This window comes from Stenotrophomonas sp. GD03819, assembly GCF_029841665.1.
In the GTDB taxonomy this organism is placed as follows: Bacteria; Pseudomonadota; Gammaproteobacteria; order Xanthomonadales; family Xanthomonadaceae; genus Stenotrophomonas; species Stenotrophomonas geniculata.
Window position 1 is genome coordinate 19,470 of record NZ_JAOCEW010000016.1, and the last position, 19,862, is coordinate 39,331.

The following is a 19,862-nucleotide window of genomic DNA, read 5'->3' on the forward strand; positions in this document are numbered from 1 at the left end:
GTTCAGAGTTCCAGTACTTGGCGAATCGCCGCAGCGTTGCGGCTGATCTTGTTGATGACGGTGGTGTCGCTGCCCGGGTCGTCCAGGTATTCGCCGAACAGCTCTGGCGACACCTGGTTGATTACGCGCAGGCCCAACTGCGCGGCAGTGCTCGGCGGCGCCGAAGCTGCGCTGGTGAACACGGGGGACCGCTGCAGCATGGGCATCGATGCCACATGTCCTCCGTCGGCATAACCGCGCCAACGATCGATTGCAGCCATACCGACCTGGTTGAAGGCCGAAAGGAATGCCAGCGCACCAGGCTGGCGCACCACCTCCTGGCGGTGAACAAACTCGCCGGCGTGAACAAAGCCCGCCAGTTGGTACTTGCCACCTGGTCCGGTGAAGCCGCCACTGGAGTAGCCGGCCGCGCTGGAAACGGCCATTGCTGCAGCAGCGGCCTGCATCTGACGAGCTGCCTGGGAAATCGCCTGCGCGCCGACAATGAGTCCCACGCTGGACGAACCAAGGGTGGTGGCCGAGGTCTCCAGTTTGGAGGCGCCTACACTGACGATCGCGCCCGCCGCCGCAGTAGCTGCCGCAGCCTTGGCCATGTCCTGCGCGCCGTCACCACCGCCATTCCCCTTGTCGCCGGCGAAGACCCCCATCAACTTCATGGTCGCGGCCTGCGCCAGTTGCGCGGCCGCGAACTCGGCAATGCCTTGGGCGATGCTGAGGAAGAAGTTCCGCACCGACTCGGATAGCGAATCGGTTTGCATGATCAGCGAGGTGAACAGGTTCGAGAACGATCCTTCAAGCGTGTTACGGATGGACTGTTGGAGCAGGTTTGTGGTCGCCTCCATCTCCTGCAGCTTGAGCTTGATCTGCTCTACGTTTGCCACGGCAGCAGGATCACCCAGCGCCTGCGCTGCGGCCTCCATTTGAGGAACCAGCTCACGGAGGGCACCTGACTGCTGACGGTAGAGATCGACCACGCGCTGCTGCGCGCCCGCCTGAGTGATCAGGCCAGCCTGCAGCTCCAGCTGAATCCGCTGCTGCTCCAGTGCAATCCCGCCCATTACCCTGTCGTAGGCCTCCTGTAGGTTCTTGAGGTCAGTGCTGGCCTTGCTCAGATCCATCAGTTTGGAAATGTCGGCGGCATCCGCTGCTCGGCCCGCAGCCTCCAGCTCTTCCTTCAGCTTCGTCAGCTCGCGCGTGGTCTTGGCCAACTCTGCATCGGGACCACGTCCTTGCAAGGCCGCAATGCGATCACGGATGTCCAGCATCTTGCGATCGGCTTCGACCCGGAGGTTGGCCAGATCCAGCTTCTTGGCTTCGTCCAGTAGCTCCTGCTTGGTCTTCGCCGAAGCGTTCTGGAAATTGCCCTCGGCAATGGCCGCCTGGATGCGGGCGGTCTCGGTTGCCTTCTTGCGCGTTTCATCCAGGGTTCCGACCAGATCGATCTGCTGTTTGAGTCGCTCCAGCTCCCGCTGTGCCGCGGTCTCATCCTTCTGGCTCTCGGTCCTCGGGGTCTTTCGAGTGCGCTCTTTGAACTTCTCCTGCAGCTGGGCAATCCGCTTGTCATAGGCGCCGCCGCTGACGCTACCGTCGTCGCCGAAGCTGACACCCTTGAGGAGGTCGCTTCCTGGATTGGCCTTGCGCAACTCGCGGAACTGCTTGGCAACCTCTTCAGTCGCCTTCTTCAGCTTCTCCGCCTTGCTGGCACCCTCCTCGAGACCGGAGGCGATCGCCTTGGCCGCTTCGACGCCGGCATCCTGGATCCGCTGGGTCTGCCCGGCGCTCTCGGCGGCATTGACGTCACGATCGTAGGCGGCCCGCGCCTTGCGGAGTCGGTCGATCTGCTTGATCTGCTGGTCGTAGTAGTAGCCGATTGCCGGGGCATTGCCGTTCCTCAGCGCCTGCTGCAGCTGCTCGGTCGTACCGCGCATCGCCGCGGTCTCCGCGCGGAGCATCGCCTCGGAGTCGGTGCGGCCAATGTCCTTCAGCCCTTGCCAAACCCTCTTGAGCGTACGGGCCACTGCATCCCATGCCTGCTCCAGATAGCCCGCCCGCGATTCCATTTCTTTGACGCGCTGGTCACTGACATTGGCAATCGCCTCCAGCGCTGCCTTGGCGGCATCGGTCGCCTTGCCCTGGTCCTCCAGCGCTCGAACCTGTTCGTACACCGCTGCGGTGAGGAAGTGGTACTGCTCGTTGAGCTTGGCTAGCGTAGCCGAAGGGGCCTTGGAGACCTCGACCACCTTTGCGGTGGTGCTTTCGATCGACTCACCTGTGAGCTTGGCCAGGTTGACTGCGACACTGATTGCAGTGGACAGCGTATTGGCCGTCAGCTTCCCGCTGGCCGCAAGTTGCTGCGCAGCCGCCGTTGCATCGGAATACTCGCCAGTCGCCGCCCCGATGGCATTCGCCTGGGCATAGAGCTGACCACTGGACACGCCAAGTGAATGGCCGGTCGAGATCACAGCGGCGTCGAAGGCTCGCAGCTGCTTGTAGCCCTGCAGCGCGGCAAAGCCAACAACACCCAGTCCGGCGGCCACACCGCCCAGGACGACCACCGCGGGATTGAGCGCACTGGTGAGCGCGCGCGCGGCCGGGACCACGCCGCCGAAGGAATCCTTCAGCTGGCCACCCTGCTGGATGGCCACCATCCAGATCGGCATGCCGCTGACGATGCTGGTGGTGATATCGGTGATCTGCGCCGGCAACTGGCGCATGGCCATCTGGTACTGGCCGGCCGAGATCGCCCCGGCGCCCAGGCTGCGGCTGTTCGCTTCGGCAACCTTGACGGCGTTACGTTGGATATTAATGCCCGTCAGGGCACGGTTGTACTGTTCGCGGCTGATGCGGCCGGCATCCACCGCCGCCTTGAGCTCCTGCTCGTCCCGTTCCAGCTTCTGCAGCTTTACCGATGCACTGTCATAGCGCCCTAGGGCGCCCTCAACAGCACGCTGGCGCTGTTGCTCCGACCGAGCCAGGCCAGCTTCCTGCTTATCCAGCGCCTTGAGCGCGCTGTTGTAGTCCTCGGTGGTGATCAGGCCGCGCGCCATCACCCGATCAAGCATCGCCTCGGTGTCGGCCAGGTCGGACATGCTCGCCGCGCCGCGCTCCAGACGTGCATCGAGCTCGGAGATGAGGCGGATCTCATCGGCCACCGTTTTCTGCACCGCCGCGCCGGACGTTCGGACGCGATCTGCGGCGGTGGCCACATCCGCCGACATGGCCTTGGCTGATTCTCCTGCCGTGGCCATGCCCGCCGCACCGGCGGCCGCCTTTTGACCAGCATCCTCCATTTGACTGCCCGAGGCGGCGCTGCTGCGGGCGGCCCGATCCAAGGCATCAGCGGCCTTCTTCGCCTCTTTCGTGACGTCGCCCAAGCCGGCGCCGGCATCCTGGCCAGCGCCCTTGACCGAGGCGAGCCCCTTCTGGACCACTGGCAGCGCCTGGCGCACCTGCTCGATGTCCAGGGCGATACGCATCGCCAGTTCGAGGTTGCGCGAGGAAGCCATTGTTATTTCAGATCCTTCAGCAAGGTGGTCATCGAATTACCGCCGGCATACGCAGCGTTGGCGTCGGTAATGCGCTCCCGCCGTGCCCGCCGCTGCTGAGCCTGGACGTGCTCCCAGGCGAGGGATATCTGGCGCTTGGTCATGCGACCGATATCGCCAAAGCTGCGGCCGTAGCCCGCGTTGATCAGGTCGGTGAAGACGCGTCCGTAACCGACGGGAGTGCCTTTTGACTGACGGCGTTTCGAAGCAGGCGGCGGAGAAAAAAACTGCTATTGGCCTGCCACCACAACAGCAGCATCTGTTCGCCGTCAGTTTCGTTGAGCGTCTCCAGCCACGCTTCCTGCTCCCGCACCTCGGCTGCGTGGTCCTTGGCATCAGCCGGCGGCGCTGCGATCGAGCATGCCAGTAGATGCCGGATCAGATCCGGGTGGGACATAAGGGCGTCCATCACCTGCAGCATGGAAGGCGGATCGGCACCTTCGAACAGCGGCTGCAGGTCCCCAACCAGTGGTGCCGCGGTCTGCAGAATGCGAGCGGCCTCAAAGAAGCCGTACTCGCGCACCGTGATGGTCTTTCCGCCGAGCTGCCCCTGCTGCTGTCCGGCCAGCACGTCCAGCTCACCGGCTACGGCCCCCGGATCCGTAGTGCCGGATCCGGAGGACTGCTGACCGACATTGCCGATCACCTTGGCCATCAGGCTGCATCCACCAGCAGGGCACGGGCATACAGGCCGAAGCGCGGATCGGCCTGTCGTACCGGGTCGATCTTGGCCTCGCCGGTGAGCGCAATCTCACCGAAGGTGTCATTGATCAGCGACAGCGTTTCCGACGCCGGGAAGGTGACGCGGTGCACCTCGCCGCGGAAGCGCATCGTGGTGCCGTCAACGCTGTTGACGCCGTCGAAGAGCACGTAGTACTCGGACTTGGTGCTTTCAAAGACCTTTACCAGGCTGTGCGCAGCGTACTCGTACGTCTTGGCCACCACCGCCGTCTTGGCCGTGAGGAAAGTGATGATGCCGGTGGTCAGGTTGACGGTGTAGTCAGTGTCCAGCACCAGCGGCGCGGCCGGGGTGCCCCCTTCCAGTACCAGCGCGCTGATCGCCGCATACTCCAGTGCGACCACGTCACCCGGCTTGACCGTGCCAATGGCCTCGTTGGCCGCTGAGCCGGCAGCCAGCTCCATGCGGGTACCGTCGGTGGCCAGCGCCAGGTGATCGGTGTTGAGCTGGCCCAGGGTCAGATTGACGCCGAGGTTGCGCTCGGTGGTCATGGTAGCGCCCACACCGCGCACACCCGACCAGCTCTCCTTCTTGGTTTCACGGGTGCTGGACATGGTCAGCTCCAGGACGCTGGCGTCGTACGCCCAGCGCGCTGGTGCGCGGCTGCCGTCGGGATTGCGCAGGCCCAGATACACACGTCCCTGCAGGGAGAAATATTCGGTCTCGGACATGGCTTACTTCGCCTCCTGGGCGCTGGCAGTGGTCGGCTGGCCACTGGCCTTGCGCGACGTGTTGGGGGAAGAATCAGTCTCGGGGGCGTCGATGAAGCCGCGTTCGACTGCCCAGGGCACAAGGTTGGCGGGAACCTCGACTGTTTCGCCGGCGGCAATGGGCTTGCGTGACAGCGTCAGGCCCGGCTTCTTGATCGTGTATTTCTGGGTGGTCATCGCGGGATCTCAGGTTGAAGAAGGGCTTGGGTCTTCCATACGTCGACCCACAGGGCGGTAGCGGCGTCGTAGTCCTCCAGGTTGCCCTCGATGAGCTGGCAGGCACGGCCACCGGCAATGGGCGGCGTCCAGCCCAGCAGTGGTTGGCGAACCTTGCCCAGCAGGATCCGGAGCTCATCGATCACCTGGCCGCCGCGCTGTTCGCGGTAGTTGCGGCACACGGTCACTACCGCGAAGTTCACTTCGACCAACTGCGCCAGGCGCGTCTGCTGGCCGGGAAGCGAAGCGCCGGTCTTGGTCTCCAACGGCATCTCGCGGGCCAGCAGCACGTAGCAGCACGGCGCAGGGAAGTCGCGCAGCGCCTGGACGGCGGCGTAGTCGGCGCTGCCCTGCACCTGACGCAGTTCCTTGTCGCTGACGCCCTGACGGATGCGATCGCGCACCAGGCCAATGTCGAAGGGCTGCGTGCTCACCGGCCGTAGTCCTGCAGGGTGCGGTGGCTGAACTCCCGCGGCGGTGCACAGACCTCAGGAGCGCCACCGCTCGGCGCCGGCAGGGGGTCATCCACACCGAGGCTGAACTTGCCATCGCGTACCAGTTCCAGAAAGCGCAGTGCTTCCTTGTAGTCGCGTACCACCGGATCGGTGCGCTCCTCGGTATTGACCCGATCCTTGTGCAGTAGGTAGCGCGCAATCCATCGCGCCCAAGTGGACACGATGCCCGGTACCGGCGCCGGCAGCGGCACCGGATAGGGCTTGGGTTTGCGCATGACCAGGTAGCCGTTGATCACGCCATCGGCGTCGTCCAGAGCGCGCTGCACGTGCGCGGCCGCCTCATCGGCGATTGCCACGTCGGCTGGGTCGAAGGCGCTGCGATCGCCGCCGAGCAGCGTGGCATCCATCAGCGCATCGTCCACGATCGGATAGCGCTCCGGCGTGGCCACCTGCGCCAGTTCCTGGGCGAGCTTGGCCGCCGACAGCAGTGTGAGCGCGCAATAGGACATGGCAGCCGGTTACTCCAGGCCTTCCGGGTCTGCCGGTTCGTCACCGAGGACGCCGGCATCCTGGTAGTCCTGCGCTTCTTCCCAGCCCATCTCGATCCATGCCGGCGGCTTGACGACCACGCCGTTGTGCTTGAACGGGCTGAGTACTTCGAAGCACCAGGTGCTCGGCGCATCATCGTCGCCAACTGTGGCGGTAGCAGGCGCGGCAGCAGCATCGAGAGACGCAGCATCGGGCGCAGGCGCTTCCGCTCCGTTGCCGATGTCCTGATCAGCCGCTGCCTGATCACCCTGCGGCTGGTCCACTGCGGCTCCATTGGCTGCGGAGACGGCCGACGAGGCGGACTCTGGGTCGCCGCGGCCTTCCTCCGGCACCGAACCGTCCTTTGCCGGCGACGCGTCGGCCGCCTTCTCTTCCGTGACGGCTGGCACGTCGGCCGGCTTGTCGTTCTGGACGGTCTTGGGTGCGCTGGGCGGCGCAGTGCGGGGCTTGGCCACGACGAGATCTCCGAGTATGTGTGGTGCCGTGCTCTCCGGCTGTCACGCATGGTTTTGCTGTGCTTCGCACGGCCAGGTCCCGCGTTCGCCTGGTGCTGCCGCTCGCTGGGTTGTACGGGTAAAGCGGCAACTACGCCGACTATCCTTCGCCGGCCCCCTTCATCACGCTGCGGGCGCGCCTGCGTTCTGGATCAGGTAGCCCGCGACCATGCCGCTGAGCACCGGAGTGCGGTTGTTGTTGACCGGGTGAATCCAGGACTGGCAGTTTTCTTCGCGATAGGCCTGACGCACATTGGGCTCGCCCGCCATGCTGTAGGTGTAGCCATAGCTCGGTCGCGCGCGGTTGCGGCGGTTGCCGCCGCTCGGCGGGGCCACGAACGCCAGGATCACGTCCTGACCCCACACATCGCCCAAGTCATCATCCTGGCCGGTAGCCACCACCGCCTCACCAATGTAGATGTTCGGGATTTCCCACATCGACGCCAGGATTTGGGTAGTCAGCGCATTGAAGCCGCGATGCTTGAGGTAGTCCTGGATCTTCGGATTGGCCTTGGCCGCTTCAAATGCAGCCGCTGACAGAATCGCGGTGTTCGGCCGCATACCAATGCTGGAACGAATGGCTTCCTTGCCGACGCCAATATCAGCAGTCGGATCACCGGAGGCACCGCGCCAACGATTGACGCCCACCAGAGCGACCTTGTGTTCGTTGTCGTAGTTGTCCGCGTTGCGCGCCACGTCAGCGCACTCACACTCGTGTTCCAGCTCCATGATGTCCAGGACGATATCCACCGCGTCCTGCGAAGCGTCCAGGCCGGGGCCGTTGGCCGCCTCATTGGCGGTTTCATCCGGAACCACCGCCTCCAGCGCTGCAGGGATGATGGCGTAAGGCTTGCCCTGGTAGCCGAACTGGACGCGCTTGGTGGCTTCGCCCGGCGCGCGCTTGGTGTTGTAGCGACGGAAGCCTTCCTTTCCGAACGTCAGGATCTGACCGCCAAAGGTGGCCACGTCGACGCGCGGGAAGAGGAACTGGCCGACGTTGCCGGGGCGGACGTAGCCGAGTGCATGGGTGGTCAGGATCGGATCGATGATGCGAGCCTGACGGAGAGTCTGCTGGGACATGGAAGGTCTCTCTGCGAGATGGTGAGAACGATGAGCGGCGGCAATTGCGGCCGAGATCAGCCGGTGGTCGCTGGCGCGTTGGGGATCAGGAGTACTTCGACGCGGTCACCATCTGCCGTGGCAAGCTGCAGAGCCTGAGCAACGGCAACACCGGTAGTGCGAGCGACGAGTTTTCCAGCAGATCCCACCTGCAGGTAGGCGCCGTCGGCAAACGCTCCGCCGGCAGTGGCGATGCTGGTGCCCACCACATCAACGGGCACCCGGTCGCCCACCACTCCACTGGTGTTGGTCACACCGAAGGCGTTGCCGCCAGCGGTGGCGTACTGTCCGTCACGACCGACGACGCGCTCGGCTTCCAAGGCGACTGCTGCGATGACAGCCAGGGTGAGCAGCGAGATTTTCTGAGTCATGGTTCTGCGCTCCAGCGCGAGGAATGAGTTGAGAAGCTGCGTTTGGATGCAGGTCAGGAGACCGCTTTGACCGCCGTGAGGTAGTCCACCCCCGCGTGGGTACGCTGGTAGTCCAGCGCCTTGTTGTGCAGCGCAAGCCGTGCCGGGTCGACCTGGGTGCCAGCCGGTGCAGCGAAGTTGGCCGCGCCTGGCTCCACACCTTCACCACCAGACTTCTCACTGAAGTCCACGGCCTTGGGCAAGCTGGTCAGCAGTTCGCGCAGCACCGATTCGGCCGGCTTGGACACCGTTGTTTCGCCCTCGGCGAAGTTCAGCGGATCTTTGCCATTGGGTTGAGCCAACAGCAGTTCCACCACAGCCGGCTGCTGGCGCGGCAGCAGTTTGCCTTCCTTGACCAGGCCTTCGGCGAATGCCACTGCGTCTTCGCGTCGCGCGGCCTGTTCACGGGCGGCGAGGGCCTTCTCGCGAGCGTCCAGGGTGGAAGCCTGCTGGTCGAGCTGCTGCTGACGCTGCGTGTGCTCGGCGTTGTTCTGCTGGGACATGGGGTCGATCTCCGATTTGACCTGTTCACGAGTGGGAGGCGGTGCCTGGACGGACGCAGGCGCACCGTGGGCGCTGCGCGGGAACTGGGTGAGCAATGGCGATGCGAAGAGGGCCGACGTGCGCGAGTTGTCGTCATCGCGTGTGCTGCTCTCGATGCCGCGGATCTGCCAGTCCGGAATGACTTGGTCCGCTGTCTCCAGACCTTGGGTATCGATCAGCCAGTCGCGGAAGCGACGGAACAGATCCGTCAGCGTCCAGCCCAGCGGGGCCAACGACATGGCGAAGCAGGCAGCGTCATCGCCGTCGGCGAAAGAGGCCGACTTGAGCCCCTTCACAGCCGGCGGCTGTGCGCCCAGGAAGCCAATGTGGCGCAGGTAGTACTTGCCCGGCGTCGGGTTGCCCGGCGAATCGGGCATGAAGATGGAGGCGCTGATCTTCTTGAAGCGGCCGTTGTTGGCCAGCTCCGCGAAGGCAGGATCGACCTGATGCGGTTCGGCCAACAGGAGGCCATCCTTGGCCTGAAGTGCTTTGCCCCAGCCATAGGCCGGATCGTCGGTCTTGGGATGGCCCACCACGATGGGCGCTTCATGCAGCGCCGGGTCGTAGCTGTCGGCGATCTGCTGAACATCCGCTTCGCTAAAGGTCAGCGTGCGGCCGTCTTCGGCAACATGCGTGCCGGCTTTGAAGATCTGCAGGGTGGCGGCGGGCTGGTTCATGCCGCCAGTTTTCCCGCAGAGTCGTCTCATGTATTGGGACCGCGGTCCGCATGAAACTTCCTGCGCTGATGCGCATTGCGCATGCGGTGCTCAGCCCGCACACAAGAACGCATCGACGCGCGCCGCAAAGGCGTGTCAGACACCAATCAGGGCCGGGGCAGGTCCGAGTGTGGCGCGTGGCATGCTGAGGCGCGCACAGCGCCTCCCAAGCGATGATCAGTCGAAGGCGCCGCTCACGTGATCTTGAGCGATATCCAGCAGCTCCTTCTCATCCTCGCGACTGACGCCAAGCCAAGGGCGGGCGGCGATAGTGTTCGTGTAAGCAGGCATCGTGATCGAGCGCTTGTAGCGCGCATTCTTGCGATTGGCCTTGACGAACCGGTTACCGCCTTTGCCAGTCTTCAAGTGGATCTTGGCCGGACGTGCCGCGTGACGGATGGTGCCGCCGAACTGATGGATAGCGCCGTAGGGCGCATTGGTACCGACCAGGACGGCATCACTCCCATCCGTTTGCCACGACGCCATGTCGCCGAGCATGTGGAAATCAAACTTCAGAATCGGGACGCCGGGGCGCTTCTTTTGCTTCCAGCGCTTGTAGCTTGGCTCCAGTGCACGCCACCGCTGTCCGGTCGGGTCACGCTCCTTCTTGGCTCGCTCGCGCGTCGAGCTCAGCAGGTACTCGCCCCAGTCCCTCAGGATCAGTTGCCGGGCTTCGCCTTCCAGCTGGCGCAGCGCATCAGCCAGCGCAGGTGTTGCCGAATCCAGAGTGACTTCCAGCTGCGCCATCAGAGCGCTCCCTGCAGCAGCTGCAGCGTGCCATCAGCGACGCTGCGCTTGAGATCAGAAGGCATCAGCATCTGCAGCTGGGGCTCGATGGTGCTGACGCCCGTTTCCGAGATGGCCACGTCGACCACCATGAAGGCCGGACGCCCCACCGCAAGGACATAGCGCAGGTGGCCTGCGGCCACGTCCAATAGGATGGCCACTGCATCGAGCAGGCGAATCGGTAGCTCGGCCGCAGCGATGGCCACCGCGCCAGGTCGCGTGATGGGGAGCTGGTCGGCCAACACGGCAAAGGCCGCCGTCGCTGGCCGAACGGCAGCGCGCTGCAGCTGCGACACCAGCCCGGGAGACAGCGCGCCGGCCAGGTAGCGAGCAGCGTGGGTGGTATCGGCGTCAATACTGGCCAGCCAGCTGGCATAGCCGGCCTGCAGTGCATCCTTGGCACGCGGTCGCGCCAACGCCTGGGCGGCACTGGCCGCAGCGGGTGCGGCCGGCAACCGGGATCCTGTCTCCAGGGCGTTCTGCAGAGCGGAGGTCAGTTGGCCTGTCAGCGATGGCGGTGTTACCGGACCACCACGGCCACTGGGCCAGTGATCGGCCGTAGCACCTGGTGCGTAGCCGAAGCCAGGATCGACGCCTGCCGGCGTCAGCACCGTGCGCGGCCCACCGGGACTTCGCTGCCCGACCATCACCGACTGCATCACGATCTCGGGGGCCGTGTCGGGACCTTCCTTGCCCAAGCGGCGCAGGTCGCGCTCGTTGAGCGCATCGACATAGCACTGGCAGCCCCAGCCATTGGCCGGATAGTGGTAGCGCCACCACGGATCGTCATGGCGCAGCACCAGGCCATTCCAGGACACGTGCAGCGGCCGAGGGTGCTCGACGGCATCGTTGTGGTTGTAACGCCAGAATGGCCGCACCTTGATCAGCTGCTGCAGCTGGGCCCAGCGCCCGGCGTTGTAGCTCTGGCGCAGGTTGGTCTCGTAGATCACCCGCGAGCGCCAGTTCCGACCGCCCTTGTAGTCCCAGCCATGCGTAGCCACGATCCGGTCGAAGTCTTCGCGGAACTGCTGCAGTGTGCGGCCTTCGGCGATGACACGGTCGATGGATTGCCGGAAGTCGGCCAGCAAGGCATCACGGTTGGCACCAGCCACCATGAAGCTGGTGTCGTGCTCGGCCTCCCATACGTCCAGGTAGCTCTCGGTGAGCACGTTCTTCTTGCGGCGGAAGAACTCGATCTGCTCCTGGAACGGCAGTTGAGCGTAGGCAACGCCGGCCATTGATCAGTCTCCCGCGCCCTGGACGTCGCTGCGGCCGGCCAGCGTCGCTGCCGTCATCGCATCGGCCATCACCGAGGCGTAGTCGTCCAGGGTCATGTTCGGATGCAGCTCGAACAGCCGGTCGCGCAGTTCCTCCAGCGAATCGACCTCATCGATCAGCTGGCGGATCTGCTCCACCCAGCCACTACCAATGGGCGATAGCTGCCGATCAAGCTGCCGGCCCAGGCCGACGGCAGGATCAGGCGCCTTTGGGGTGCTGTCGGCAAAGGCCGCCGGGTAGTGCCGGCGCAGCAGGCTACCTACCGCGCCCCCGGCATCGGCGAACTGCGGCCCATCGATCGCTGTCGGTGCCGCAGGCGGGTCCTGCGGTGCCTGTACGGGCTCGTAGTTGTCGCCATAGGTCTGGTCCATGTAGACCTGCTTGGGCTTGTAGCCCAGGTCGAGGATCTTCTTGTCGCGGCTGGCGGTGGCGTCCAGATCCTCCGGCTCTTCCGTGACGCGGTAGACCCGTGGGATGGCCGCGCCGGGGAAGTTCCATTCGGTGAGCCAGCGTGCCGGCCCCTTGTTGAAGGATTCGCACACCAGGTCGGCATCGGAGGTGATGATGTCGCGGCGCACTTCCCGCTGCAGCTGGTCGTTGCCCAGCTTGCCGGGTGTGCCTTGGGTGCTGGCCGTCTGGCCCAGCACCACCTTCTGGATGGTGGCATCCATGTAGTCCTGCAGGGCCTTGTAGTCAGCCGTTCCACTGCGCCCGGCCTCCAGCAGCGCCAACTCCATGCCCTTGGGCATGATGATGCCGCTGTCGGTCTGGATCGCGCGCGTGGCCTGCAGCAGCTTGGCCTTCTCAGGATCGGTTGCCTCGGTGTCGTACTTGCCCACTGCGGTGGGCATGCCGAACTTCTCCAGGAAGATCAGCCAGAACTTGAGGCCGTTGCGCTTGAACAGCACCGGCCAGTACAGCCAGTGCGCCAGGCCCAGGCCGTAGGGCTCATCGTCATGGTCGGCACCCGAGCAGAAGTTCCAGAAGTACGGTGCGAGTGCCGGGACGCCCTCGGTCATCTGCGTCTGGGTGAGCAGACGCAGATCGCCTTCCTTGCCGTAGCGGAAGCGTCGGCGATTGCGGACCTTGATCGCTTCCAGGCCGATGCGGGTGCCGTCGACCTTGTACAGGATCTCGGCCACGCCATAGCCGTAGAACACGCCAAACAGCATCTTGCGGGTGACGTTGTCCCAGCCGATCCCGTGCAGCTGCTCCTGCAGATACTCTGCCGCCTGGCGGTCGATGCGCTTCTCGCCACCGGGCTCCACCTGCCATTCGCAGGCCACCACCGAATCCTGGCGCGAGCCGAAGGTGGTTTTCACCTCTGGATCGGACAGCACCTGCTCGTAGATCTGCAGGTCATAGCCGCCCCGATTGCGCAGCACGCTATCGAAGGGCAGCAGCAGCGGCCCGGTGTAGCCACGGGTAATGTCGATGCCATCGGCGGTGGTGGCAATCTCGCGGCCGATCTCTGGGCGGGCGATGGTCATACGAATCCTCCAAAATCATTGCCGCCGCTGACGGTGCCGAAGGCATCATCGGTCACGACGGTGGCCACGCCGTCGGCTCGGCCGTCGCCGATGTAGGCGCGCGCACCGGCCGCCTGGAACTCAATGGGCACCGAGCTGACGTGGTTGAGCGCTGCAAACTGCATCAGGGCGCCGGCGATCGCACCGTCGCCGTGACGAATCAGATCCGGATCCTGCAGGTCCTTCCGTTCCAGACGCGGCACCATCGGGATGCCGTCGACGTACTCCACCGCGCGATGGTCGTCTTCCAGGGACGCGTCCCTGGGAAGGCTGATGAAGCCGTCTTCGAACAACGCGATGTACTTGGGCATCCATTCGCTGTACCAAGGGCGCGACAGCGTGACCTCATGGATCGGGCCGCCCTTGTAGCGCCCCGTCTCCGCATCGAGCTCGGCCCGGCCGTAACGGTCGCCGGTGTATTCCATCAAAGTCTGGCCCGGGCCTGTGGCGTCGCCAGCGAACGTCCAGCGCCCAGAGAATCCTTCCTTCAGCGCGTCCAGCAGCGCCCAGAGGATCTGCTCCTGCTGGCGGGTGGGCGCGTTGGCCATCTCGATCAGGAACGGCACGTCCCGGCGCAGATCCTGACCTACCTTGGCCGGGGTGATCACGGAAAAGTGACGGTGGCGCGCGAAGTCCATGCCGATCGCCCAGCGCCCGGTGAAGCCGGCGATCGCAGCGCGCAGCGTCGGCAGCAGTGTGGTCGCGATCCAGACCGCGCACCAGATCTCGCGTTCCTTCTCCGAGCGCTTGGGGAAGTCGTCATCGAAGACCAGGCGCAGCACAGGCCGGGCCTCAGGCATGGCCCGGTCGATCCAGACCGAGGGGATGGCCGAGCCATCGCCATCGCGCGGGATGACGTCCAGCTCCTCGCGCATGGCGGCCTTGCGCGGGCCGTAGGCCGAGCGGATGGCGGTGTACCACTCCTTCTTGCCCTCGGCGGTGGCCACCTTGCCACGCATGGCGCAGACCCGCTCGTACAGCCCATTGGACACAGCATCATCGAAGCTGATGCGGATGACCCCGGCCTTCGGGCCATAGCGACCGGCCTGGACGTCCTGCACCAGCTGGTTGAACGGATTCTTCTTGCCGCGGTGGGTGGACCACACGCGGATCCGGCCCCCCCAGATCAGCAGCGCGGTGGCTGATTCGAGCACCTTGGCCACGTCCTTGTGCAGCGCCGCTTCGTCCAGGTCGACCACGCCCTGCAGGCCGTGGATGTTCTCCGGGCGCGAGGACAGTGCCGTGATACGGAAACCACTGGCGAAGCGAACCCGGAACGCCTGGATCTGCCGACTGGTGCCATCGGGCTGCTGGTCCTGGAAGATATGCTGCTCAATCCTTGATGCCTGGCCCTGGGCAATGATCGGCGCGAACTTGGCCACGTAGCCGATGAACTCCAGACCCTTTTCCTTGGTGTCGGCCATGTACCACACGTTGTCGCCGCCGGCGTCCTTGGCAGAGGCTGCGGTGATGGTGTCGCTCAACGCCTGGGCGAAGGTGATGCCGGTACGACGCCCCTTCTCGCAGACCGCGATATCCAGCCCTTCCTGCATCCGGATCCATTCGGACTGATGGGCCATCAGCACGCCGGCCTTGCTCGGATCGAAGTTGGCCGAGATCGAGCGCACGCTCTCAGGCAGCTCATCCCAGTCCAGGACGCGCTCGGTATCCGGCAGGGGACCCAGTGCACTCACTTAGCCGACTCCATGCAGCACCTTGTTGCGCCAGAACTCCACGCCCTCGGCGTCCAGGCCCTTGGCCCGTGCAGCCTCCTCGACCCGGCTGGCCGCGTCGACCAGCGCCTTCTGGCGGATTTCGCCGGCCCATTTCTCGCGCATGATGGAAGAGCGGGTCAGCTCGGCAATGGCCTTGGCCGCCTTGCTGTACAGCGCAATGCGATCGGCGGGGGAAATGCTCTCATCGTCCTGGTCGGCCGCCTCCTGGAACTGCAGCAGTGCTTCGAACAGGTCGGTCTGCAGCAGGCCCATCAGCGCGCTGCCGCGCTCGGCGGCATTGTCCGGCGCCTGCTCGGCCACCAGCTTCATGGCTTCGGTGCTGGCGCTGATCGACGCCAGGCGGCGCTTGAGCCGCTTGGCGCGTTCGTTGACGGTGGTCTTGCTGATTTCAAAGCCCTGCTCGCCCAGCCATTCGGACAGCGAGATGCTGCCACCGAAGGCATTGGCGACCAGGCGCCGATCCAGCTCGTCACGCACATCGGCCGGCAGCAGGTCGATCTTGCTCACAGGAGGCATGGGATCACCAGTACTTCGGCGGGCGGGCGATGCCAGGGCCGCAGTCGATGCTGTACTCGACGATGTCCACACCGTGGCGGGTCAGCTCCGCAGACCACGGCCCGGAGGGAGATTTGGTGACGTCGATCAGGCGACGGGTGTCCAGGTAGTCCAGCTCCCGGCGAACCTCCAGCGCGGTGGCATCCGGGTACATGTCCTGGGCGGCGCCGGCCAGGACCGCTTCACCGATCGGATAGGGGCGTGAGCGATCCAGCACCAGCAGCATCAGCCAGCGCAGCTGCTCCCGGCGCAGCTTGCCCAGATCCGGGCCTTGATTTCCGTGACTCACGGCGTGCTCCCCTTGCTTTGCATGTTCGTGATCTTCGAGGCCACCGCATCGAGCTTTGCCTCGATGACGCTCTGTCCGCGGGCATAGTCCTCGCGGCGGACGTAATCCTTCGCAACTTCCAGGCGGAAGTCGGTTAGGTGACTCTCAACCTCGCGCCAGCGCTTGCTGTCGTTGATCAGGATCGCCAGCTGCTGATCAGTGCGTTGTTGCAGTTGGTTGACCAACCAGCGGCCGCCGGCGATCAGGCCGCCGAGCAGCGTGATGCCGATGCCGGCGAACCACACCAGGTAGAGCGGCTGCACTTCAACGATCATGGGGTGGTCTCGACGAGTGGGCGCTGTCCGGTAAGGACGCCGATGACGCGTTGGCAGGCCTGGACGTGGTTGTTGGCGTCGCGCCCGACTTGAACAAGATCCCCCGCAACCTCTGTTCGTAGTTGGGCGCTCTCATCACGTTCGACGGCGCCAGAGACGGCTTGGGACAGGCGGGCGGTGTGGCAAGTGGCGAGGTCGTCGCGCAGCTGGAGATTGCCAGCACGCAGGTCAGCCACAACAGCAGCAGGGATGGACGCGGACGCCTCCCGATCATCTTCATGGTCGTCTCCGATCTTGGCCATTTCAGTGGCCTGGGTGTGCTCGGTGGTGCGAGCACTGCGCTCGCTTTCCAGCTGCGATTGAAGCGTGGTCACGCGCTGCTGCGCCCTGGTATCACGGGCCTGCGCATCCAGGGCATTGCCGCGATAGAGAAGTGCTGCGGCAATGGCGACCAGCAGGAGCACCAGCAGCAGGGCGGCCGTTGCGGTCAGGGTGCGGACCATCAGTACCGGCCCTCGCACATCGCACGCTCAGCGGTACGGCGGCGCTCCAATCCCTTATAGGACTTGCCGCCGGCATTGGCCCAGTTGCTCAGCTGGGCACATGCGAGGTCCCAGCGGCCCTGGTTGGCGTAGACACGGATCCGCGGTTGCTGACCGTTGCGCAGCGTGCACAGGCCGTCCTTGACGCCAGCACCACCCGGACCGACGTTGAAGGCGAACGACGTCAGGGCGGCCGCCTGGTAGTCCGTCATCGGCACCTTGATGCAACTCTGCACGGTGTTCCAGGCGACGCCGAGGTCCGACTGGAGCAGACGCTCGCATTCGGCGCGGGTGTAGGTGCGCTGTTCTACCTTGGCCGTATGGCCGTAGCAGACCGTCAGCTTGCCGACGACATCACGATAGGGCTGGGCCGAGTAGCCCTCAAAGGGCTGCACCAATCCGAGCAGCAACGCCAGCATGGTTGCCAGCATTCCGCCCGCGATGGGCAGTGCCTTGCTACCGGATTGCTCTGCTGCCATGCGCCATCTCCAGGGAAAGATGGCCGACGGGCAGACGAGGATGCCCGCCGGCCAGGTGCGCCAATGCGCGCCAAACCGATGGGCAGAGTTTCAGTTTCTATTGGATCAGAGTCTTGGGACCGCGGTCCGCATGATCACTGGGGAATGCTGGTAGTGCGACCAAGCCAAGAGGCTAATCGCCTTTTGGCCTATGCGCCTCCCACCAACTATTGGCAGACGCGGGCGGCGGTGCTGTCGGCCTTTCAGGTTGAACGGCAGGGGCCACCCCCGAAGGGGAGGTCAAGGTCGTCGGGGCAGCCTCAACGATACGAACTTCTACATCCCCGCATCGCTTGGCAGCGAAGGCACTTTGCAGCTGAGATCGCCGTTCTATCGATGTCCTCTTGGCTTCATTTCGTTCCATGACATTCCCAATCCCAAAGTCCCCCAGAAAGCTCGCAACGGACATACCACTGAACTTCGCCTGCTGCTCTACCTGCCGATCAAAGGCGTCAACCTTGGACAGTTCAATCCGAATCTGCTCACAAGAATAGTTCAACGTCTCGTAGCCAGTTAACGGCTGCAACCGGCCATAGCGTTTGGTGGCACAGCCGCTGACAGATATCACCAGCACTGCGCCAGCAATAGCGAGCACTTTCCACTTCATGTTTTCCCCCTGGTTGATTTGCTCTTACGCCACATCACTCTGACGAGTCGTGCTTTTTCGTTTTGAGTTCCGGTTTCGACTGGGCGAACGCAGCGCTTGTTTTTTCCAGAGCCACCTTCGCGTCTTCAGGACTGTTCCGGTAGTTGTTCAGCAGCATCGCCTCGCGACTTGTCAACTGCACCCCTTCTCCTGATGCGCCCATGCCGGTGAGAAGCCAGAGCGGTTGAGTACCGAATAGCAGATTCAATTTAACGAGCAGTTCGACCTCTATTGGACGCGTTCCCGCCTCGTACCGGATGAGCGTGGTTCGCCCGATGCCGAGCAGCTCAGCGAAGTCCTTCTGGCTTCTATCGCCCCGGATCAACCGAAGCCTTTCGCCGGTGTCGCGCCGGCTGTCGTTCTCTGAGTTTCCGTCAGTCATTTTGTTCCCGATCGGGTATTGACAAGTGTTCCCGAACGGGAACATCATTACTTCCACTGGCAGCGCCTACAGCAGCCAACCAATGGAACAAGGATCAAAGGATACACGCGATGAGCGAACCCGCCCCCAGCCTGGATCTTCACCTCAAGGTCCGCACTGCCTTCGTCAGCAAGGGAACCAGCCTGCGCGGCTGGTGCGTGGAGAACGGCGTCCCGCCGCAGAACGCCCGAGACGTCCTCATTGGGCGCTGGAATGGCCCGAAGGGTCAGGCCCTGCGGCGCAGGCTACTGAAGGCCGCCGGCCTGGGGGCCTCGGCATGACCTCTCCCGGCCGCCCCCTGGACGAGGTGTCCACCCGCGAACTGGAGCTGCTGCTTACCTCAGCCCGCGACCAGTACGCCACCGCCGTGAACAACTGGCAGCGGGCCGTCGAGTCGGACGCGCCTCTGGCCAACACCCTGCCGCTGGCCGGCGCCGTCGACGCAGCCGACCGCCGCGCCGTTCGCATCCTGAAGGAGCTGGCGCGCCGCCAGCAGGACGCTGCGGCATGAGCGAGCAAAGCATCTTCGCCCGCCTGCTGTTCGCCCTGGCCGGGCACAGCCGCACCGGCCTGCGCCTGAAGCCGATCGCCGACGGCATCGGCGAATCCCCCAGCACCACGCTGCGCAACCTTCAGCGCCTGGCCGAAGACGGCCTAGTCGAACGCTCCCCCTTCGACCAGGACAACTGGCGCCTGGCCCCCCGAATTGTCCAGATCGCCTTGGCCCATCAAGCCGAGGTGGCTCGTGAAGAGCGCCAGCTGGACGACTTCAAGAACCGCTACAGCCGTAGCCCCAACTGATGACGAGGATCGAAATGGCAGAGAAGCAACCCAACAAGCGTGGCGCCAAGCCGCTCGCCCAGGCCGAGCCGGTTATCCAAGATCTGGACGCGGACAAACTGGCCGACCGCAGCCAGGAGCTGGTCACCCTTGGTGAGCACCAGAGCGAGGTGGTGGACCAGTTCGGTGACGGTCTGCCGTGGCACCCGGACCACTATGAGAACGCCATTCGCGGTGAACTGCGTCGAGGCTGCGAAGCCTTCCTCCGGGCCGGTCGCTACTTGGTCGTGGCCCGGGAATATGCCGCACACGGCGAATGGCAGGGAATGCTTGACCGACTTGGGCTGGGTCCCGATACCGCCCAGCGCATGGTGCTGGCCGCGCGACGCATGGCACAGATTCCAAATACCGCGGCGCCGCGGCATTTGATCGATGCCGCAAAAAACACCACGAAGCTGGTCGAACTTCTGTCACTGCCTGAAGAGCAGTTCGTCGAGCTGGCCACCACCGGTGAAACCGCAGAACTCACCTTGGACGACGTGGAACGGATGACGTACAGGGAACTCCGCGCTGCAATCCGCGAAGCCCGCGCCGATCTGGACGCCAAAGACCAGCGCATCACCAAGTTGAGCGACGATCTCAACAAGGCAGAGGAGAAGACGGCAAAAGCCCAGAAGAAGTGGAAGAAGGCCACGCCGGACGAGCAATCGCAGGAGCTGCTGACCCAGCTGGAGCAGGCGGCCGCCCAAGTGCGCATCGCTATCGCCAGTGGCAGCGAAGAAGCCGGGTTCAGCGGCGCAGTGATCACGCTCATGCAGCACGCCGAGCAGCACGACCTCAATGTTGATGAACAGGTGGCCGGGATCATCGCCAGCCTGATCAACGACCTGCGCCTTGTCCGCGACCACCAGGAGGTGGGCGTCACGGTGATTCATGACCGCCGCCTGGCCGACTGGAAGCGGGAGGGCTGAT

The 19,862-nt window shown here is 64.5% G+C and carries 26 protein-coding genes; 4 read left to right on the forward strand and 22 right to left on the reverse strand.

Annotation, left to right across the window (positions count from 1 at the left end; genetic code table 11):
• Nucleotides 1-2 precede the first annotated feature (2 nt).
• From N5D45_RS11110 to N5D45_RS11215, 22 genes are all read right to left on the reverse strand, one after another.
• Nucleotides 3-3,506, reverse strand: coding sequence for a phage tail length tape measure family protein (locus N5D45_RS11110; protein ID WP_279938944.1), 3,504 nt, complete (start codon nt 3,504-3,506; stop codon nt 3-5).
• 2 nt (nt 3,507-3,508) lie between these two features.
• A complete protein-coding gene (locus tag N5D45_RS11115; protein ID WP_153857040.1) occupies nt 3,509-3,649 on the reverse strand; it encodes a hypothetical protein in 141 nt (46 codons plus the stop codon).
• A gap of 41 nt (nt 3,650-3,690) precedes the next feature.
• A complete protein-coding gene (locus N5D45_RS11120; RefSeq protein WP_148239591.1) occupies nt 3,691-4,200 on the reverse strand; it encodes a DUF6631 family protein in 510 nt (169 codons plus the stop codon).
• Nucleotides 4,200-4,955, reverse strand: a complete 756-nt coding sequence (locus tag N5D45_RS11125; protein ID WP_180167700.1) for a hypothetical protein — start codon at nt 4,953-4,955, stop codon at nt 4,200-4,202. The genes N5D45_RS11120 and N5D45_RS11125 overlap by 1 nt, the downstream gene beginning before the upstream one ends.
• A gap of 3 nt (nt 4,956-4,958) precedes the next feature.
• Nucleotides 4,959-5,171, reverse strand: a complete 213-nt coding sequence (locus N5D45_RS11130; RefSeq protein WP_197573241.1) for a hypothetical protein — start codon at nt 5,169-5,171, stop codon at nt 4,959-4,961.
• Nucleotides 5,168-5,644, reverse strand: a complete 477-nt coding sequence (locus N5D45_RS11135) for a hypothetical protein (RefSeq protein ID WP_236509562.1) — start codon at nt 5,642-5,644, stop codon at nt 5,168-5,170. The genes N5D45_RS11130 and N5D45_RS11135 overlap by 4 nt, the downstream gene beginning before the upstream one ends.
• Nucleotides 5,641-6,174: a DUF1320 domain-containing protein gene (locus tag N5D45_RS11140; protein WP_197573242.1), complete on the reverse strand. Its 534-nt coding sequence runs from the start codon at nt 6,172-6,174 to the stop codon at nt 5,641-5,643. The genes N5D45_RS11135 and N5D45_RS11140 overlap by 4 nt, the downstream gene beginning before the upstream one ends.
• Before the next feature lie 9 nt (nt 6,175-6,183).
• A complete protein-coding gene (locus N5D45_RS11145; RefSeq protein ID WP_197573243.1) occupies nt 6,184-6,669 on the reverse strand; it encodes a hypothetical protein in 486 nt (161 codons plus the stop codon).
• A 162-nt stretch (nt 6,670-6,831) separates the two neighbouring features.
• Entirely contained in the window at nt 6,832-7,788 is a 957-nt protein-coding gene (locus tag N5D45_RS11150; RefSeq protein WP_197573244.1) for a hypothetical protein, read from the reverse strand.
• Between the two features lie 56 nt (nt 7,789-7,844).
• Nucleotides 7,845-8,198, reverse strand: a complete 354-nt coding sequence (locus N5D45_RS11155; RefSeq protein ID WP_197573245.1) for a capsid cement protein — start codon at nt 8,196-8,198, stop codon at nt 7,845-7,847.
• A 53-nt stretch (nt 8,199-8,251) separates the two neighbouring features.
• A complete protein-coding gene (locus tag N5D45_RS11160) occupies nt 8,252-9,457 on the reverse strand; it encodes a hypothetical protein (RefSeq protein WP_197573246.1) in 1,206 nt (401 codons plus the stop codon).
• Nucleotides 9,458-9,673: 216 nt separating this feature from the next.
• Nucleotides 9,674-10,243 (reverse strand): phage virion morphogenesis protein, encoded by a 570-nt coding sequence (locus N5D45_RS11165; protein ID WP_197573247.1) that lies wholly within the window; start codon nt 10,241-10,243, stop codon nt 9,674-9,676.
• Nucleotides 10,243-11,520, reverse strand: a complete 1,278-nt coding sequence (locus N5D45_RS11170) for a phage minor head protein (protein ID WP_197573248.1) — start codon at nt 11,518-11,520, stop codon at nt 10,243-10,245. The genes N5D45_RS11165 and N5D45_RS11170 overlap by 1 nt, the downstream gene beginning before the upstream one ends.
• A 3-nt stretch (nt 11,521-11,523) precedes the next feature.
• Nucleotides 11,524-13,050, reverse strand: a complete 1,527-nt coding sequence (locus N5D45_RS11175; protein ID WP_197573249.1) for a DUF935 family protein — start codon at nt 13,048-13,050, stop codon at nt 11,524-11,526.
• Nucleotides 13,047-14,783 (reverse strand): hypothetical protein, encoded by a 1,737-nt coding sequence (locus N5D45_RS11180; protein WP_279938948.1) that lies wholly within the window; start codon nt 14,781-14,783, stop codon nt 13,047-13,049. The genes N5D45_RS11175 and N5D45_RS11180 overlap by 4 nt, the downstream gene beginning before the upstream one ends.
• Nucleotides 14,784-15,341 carry a DUF3486 family protein gene (locus tag N5D45_RS11185; protein WP_279938949.1) on the reverse strand — a complete coding sequence of 186 codons (558 nt, stop codon included), beginning with the start codon at nt 15,339-15,341 and terminating at the stop codon, nt 14,784-14,786.
• A gap of 4 nt (nt 15,342-15,345) precedes the next feature.
• On the reverse strand, nt 15,346-15,669 hold the full coding sequence (locus tag N5D45_RS11190; protein ID WP_279938950.1) for a hypothetical protein: 324 nt from the start codon (nt 15,667-15,669) through the stop codon (nt 15,346-15,348).
• Nucleotides 15,666-15,983, reverse strand: coding sequence for a hypothetical protein (locus N5D45_RS11195; protein WP_279938951.1), 318 nt, complete (start codon nt 15,981-15,983; stop codon nt 15,666-15,668). The genes N5D45_RS11190 and N5D45_RS11195 overlap by 4 nt, the downstream gene beginning before the upstream one ends.
• On the reverse strand, nt 15,980-16,486 hold the full coding sequence (locus tag N5D45_RS11200; RefSeq protein ID WP_279938952.1) for a lysis system i-spanin subunit Rz: 507 nt from the start codon (nt 16,484-16,486) through the stop codon (nt 15,980-15,982). The genes N5D45_RS11195 and N5D45_RS11200 overlap by 4 nt, the downstream gene beginning before the upstream one ends.
• Nucleotides 16,486-17,004, reverse strand: a complete 519-nt coding sequence (locus N5D45_RS11205) for a lysozyme (RefSeq protein WP_279938953.1) — start codon at nt 17,002-17,004, stop codon at nt 16,486-16,488. Before N5D45_RS11205 ends, N5D45_RS11200 begins: the two co-directional genes overlap by 1 nt.
• A gap of 172 nt (nt 17,005-17,176) precedes the next feature.
• Entirely contained in the window at nt 17,177-17,650 is a 474-nt protein-coding gene (locus N5D45_RS11210; RefSeq protein ID WP_279938954.1) for a hypothetical protein, read from the reverse strand.
• A 34-nt stretch (nt 17,651-17,684) separates the two neighbouring features.
• Nucleotides 17,685-18,071, reverse strand: coding sequence for a helix-turn-helix transcriptional regulator (locus tag N5D45_RS11215; RefSeq protein WP_164255558.1), 387 nt, complete (start codon nt 18,069-18,071; stop codon nt 17,685-17,687).
• Nucleotides 18,072-18,181: 110 nt separating this feature from the next.
• Here N5D45_RS11215 and N5D45_RS11220 point away from each other — a divergent pair, with 110 nt between their 5' ends.
• The 4 genes from N5D45_RS11220 to N5D45_RS11235 are packed head-to-tail and all read left to right on the forward strand — an operon-like array spanning nt 18,182 to nt 19,861.
• Nucleotides 18,182-18,391, forward strand: coding sequence for a hypothetical protein (locus N5D45_RS11220; protein WP_088611146.1), 210 nt, complete (start codon nt 18,182-18,184; stop codon nt 18,389-18,391).
• Entirely contained in the window at nt 18,388-18,621 is a 234-nt protein-coding gene (locus N5D45_RS11225; RefSeq protein WP_197573168.1) for a hypothetical protein, read from the forward strand. Before N5D45_RS11220 ends, N5D45_RS11225 begins: the two co-directional genes overlap by 4 nt.
• The gene (locus N5D45_RS11230; protein WP_197573169.1) at nt 18,618-18,911 is read left to right on the forward strand and encodes a helix-turn-helix domain-containing protein; all 294 of its coding nucleotides are present in this window, start codon (nt 18,618-18,620) and stop codon (nt 18,909-18,911) included. Before N5D45_RS11225 ends, N5D45_RS11230 begins: the two co-directional genes overlap by 4 nt.
• Nucleotides 18,911-19,861 carry a hypothetical protein gene (locus N5D45_RS11235; protein WP_279938955.1) on the forward strand — a complete coding sequence of 317 codons (951 nt, stop codon included), beginning with the start codon at nt 18,911-18,913 and terminating at the stop codon, nt 19,859-19,861. Before N5D45_RS11230 ends, N5D45_RS11235 begins: the two co-directional genes overlap by 1 nt.
• Nucleotide 19,862: the final 1 nt, after the last annotated feature.

What these genes read in the sequence shown, in the direction of transcription:
- N5D45_RS11110 (WP_279938944.1), bottom strand. Translation starts at nt 3,506, where the DNA reads ATGGCTTCCTCGCGCAACCTCGAACTGGCGATGCGTATCGCCCTGGAC.
- N5D45_RS11115 (WP_153857040.1), bottom strand. Translation starts at nt 3,649, where the DNA reads ATGACCAAGCGCCAGATATCCCTCGCCTGGGAGCACGTCCAGGCTCAG.
- N5D45_RS11120 (WP_148239591.1), bottom strand. Translation starts at nt 4,200, where the DNA reads ATGGCCAAGGTGATCGGCAATGTCGGTCAGCAGTCCTCCGGATCCGGC.
- N5D45_RS11125 (WP_180167700.1), bottom strand. Translation starts at nt 4,955, where the DNA reads ATGTCCGAGACCGAATATTTCTCCCTGCAGGGACGTGTGTATCTGGGC.
- N5D45_RS11130 (WP_197573241.1), bottom strand. Translation starts at nt 5,171, where the DNA reads ATGACCACCCAGAAATACACGATCAAGAAGCCGGGCCTGACGCTGTCA.
- N5D45_RS11140 (WP_197573242.1), bottom strand. Translation starts at nt 6,174, where the DNA reads ATGTCCTATTGCGCGCTCACACTGCTGTCGGCGGCCAAGCTCGCCCAG.
- N5D45_RS11150 (WP_197573244.1), bottom strand. Translation starts at nt 7,788, where the DNA reads ATGTCCCAGCAGACTCTCCGTCAGGCTCGCATCATCGATCCGATCCTG.
- N5D45_RS11155 (WP_197573245.1), bottom strand. Translation starts at nt 8,198, where the DNA reads ATGACTCAGAAAATCTCGCTGCTCACCCTGGCTGTCATCGCAGCAGTC.
- N5D45_RS11160 (WP_197573246.1), bottom strand. Translation starts at nt 9,457, where the DNA reads ATGAACCAGCCCGCCGCCACCCTGCAGATCTTCAAAGCCGGCACGCAT.
- N5D45_RS11165 (WP_197573247.1), bottom strand. Translation starts at nt 10,243, where the DNA reads ATGGCGCAGCTGGAAGTCACTCTGGATTCGGCAACACCTGCGCTGGCT.
- N5D45_RS11170 (WP_197573248.1), bottom strand. Translation starts at nt 11,520, where the DNA reads ATGGCCGGCGTTGCCTACGCTCAACTGCCGTTCCAGGAGCAGATCGAG.
- N5D45_RS11175 (WP_197573249.1), bottom strand. Translation starts at nt 13,050, where the DNA reads ATGACCATCGCCCGCCCAGAGATCGGCCGCGAGATTGCCACCACCGCC.
- N5D45_RS11185 (WP_279938949.1), bottom strand. Translation starts at nt 15,341, where the DNA reads ATGCCTCCTGTGAGCAAGATCGACCTGCTGCCGGCCGATGTGCGTGAC.
- N5D45_RS11195 (WP_279938951.1), bottom strand. Translation starts at nt 15,983, where the DNA reads ATGATCGTTGAAGTGCAGCCGCTCTACCTGGTGTGGTTCGCCGGCATC.
- N5D45_RS11200 (WP_279938952.1), bottom strand. Translation starts at nt 16,486, where the DNA reads ATGGTCCGCACCCTGACCGCAACGGCCGCCCTGCTGCTGGTGCTCCTG.
- N5D45_RS11205 (WP_279938953.1), bottom strand. Translation starts at nt 17,004, where the DNA reads ATGGCAGCAGAGCAATCCGGTAGCAAGGCACTGCCCATCGCGGGCGGA.
- N5D45_RS11210 (WP_279938954.1), bottom strand. Translation starts at nt 17,650, where the DNA reads ATGAAGTGGAAAGTGCTCGCTATTGCTGGCGCAGTGCTGGTGATATCT.
- N5D45_RS11215 (WP_164255558.1), bottom strand. Translation starts at nt 18,071, where the DNA reads ATGACTGACGGAAACTCAGAGAACGACAGCCGGCGCGACACCGGCGAA.
- N5D45_RS11220 (WP_088611146.1), top strand. Translation starts at nt 18,182, where the DNA reads ATGAGCGAACCCGCCCCCAGCCTGGATCTTCACCTCAAGGTCCGCACT.
- N5D45_RS11225 (WP_197573168.1), top strand. Translation starts at nt 18,388, where the DNA reads ATGACCTCTCCCGGCCGCCCCCTGGACGAGGTGTCCACCCGCGAACTG.
- N5D45_RS11230 (WP_197573169.1), top strand. Translation starts at nt 18,618, where the DNA reads ATGAGCGAGCAAAGCATCTTCGCCCGCCTGCTGTTCGCCCTGGCCGGG.
- N5D45_RS11235 (WP_279938955.1), top strand. Translation starts at nt 18,911, where the DNA reads ATGACGAGGATCGAAATGGCAGAGAAGCAACCCAACAAGCGTGGCGCC.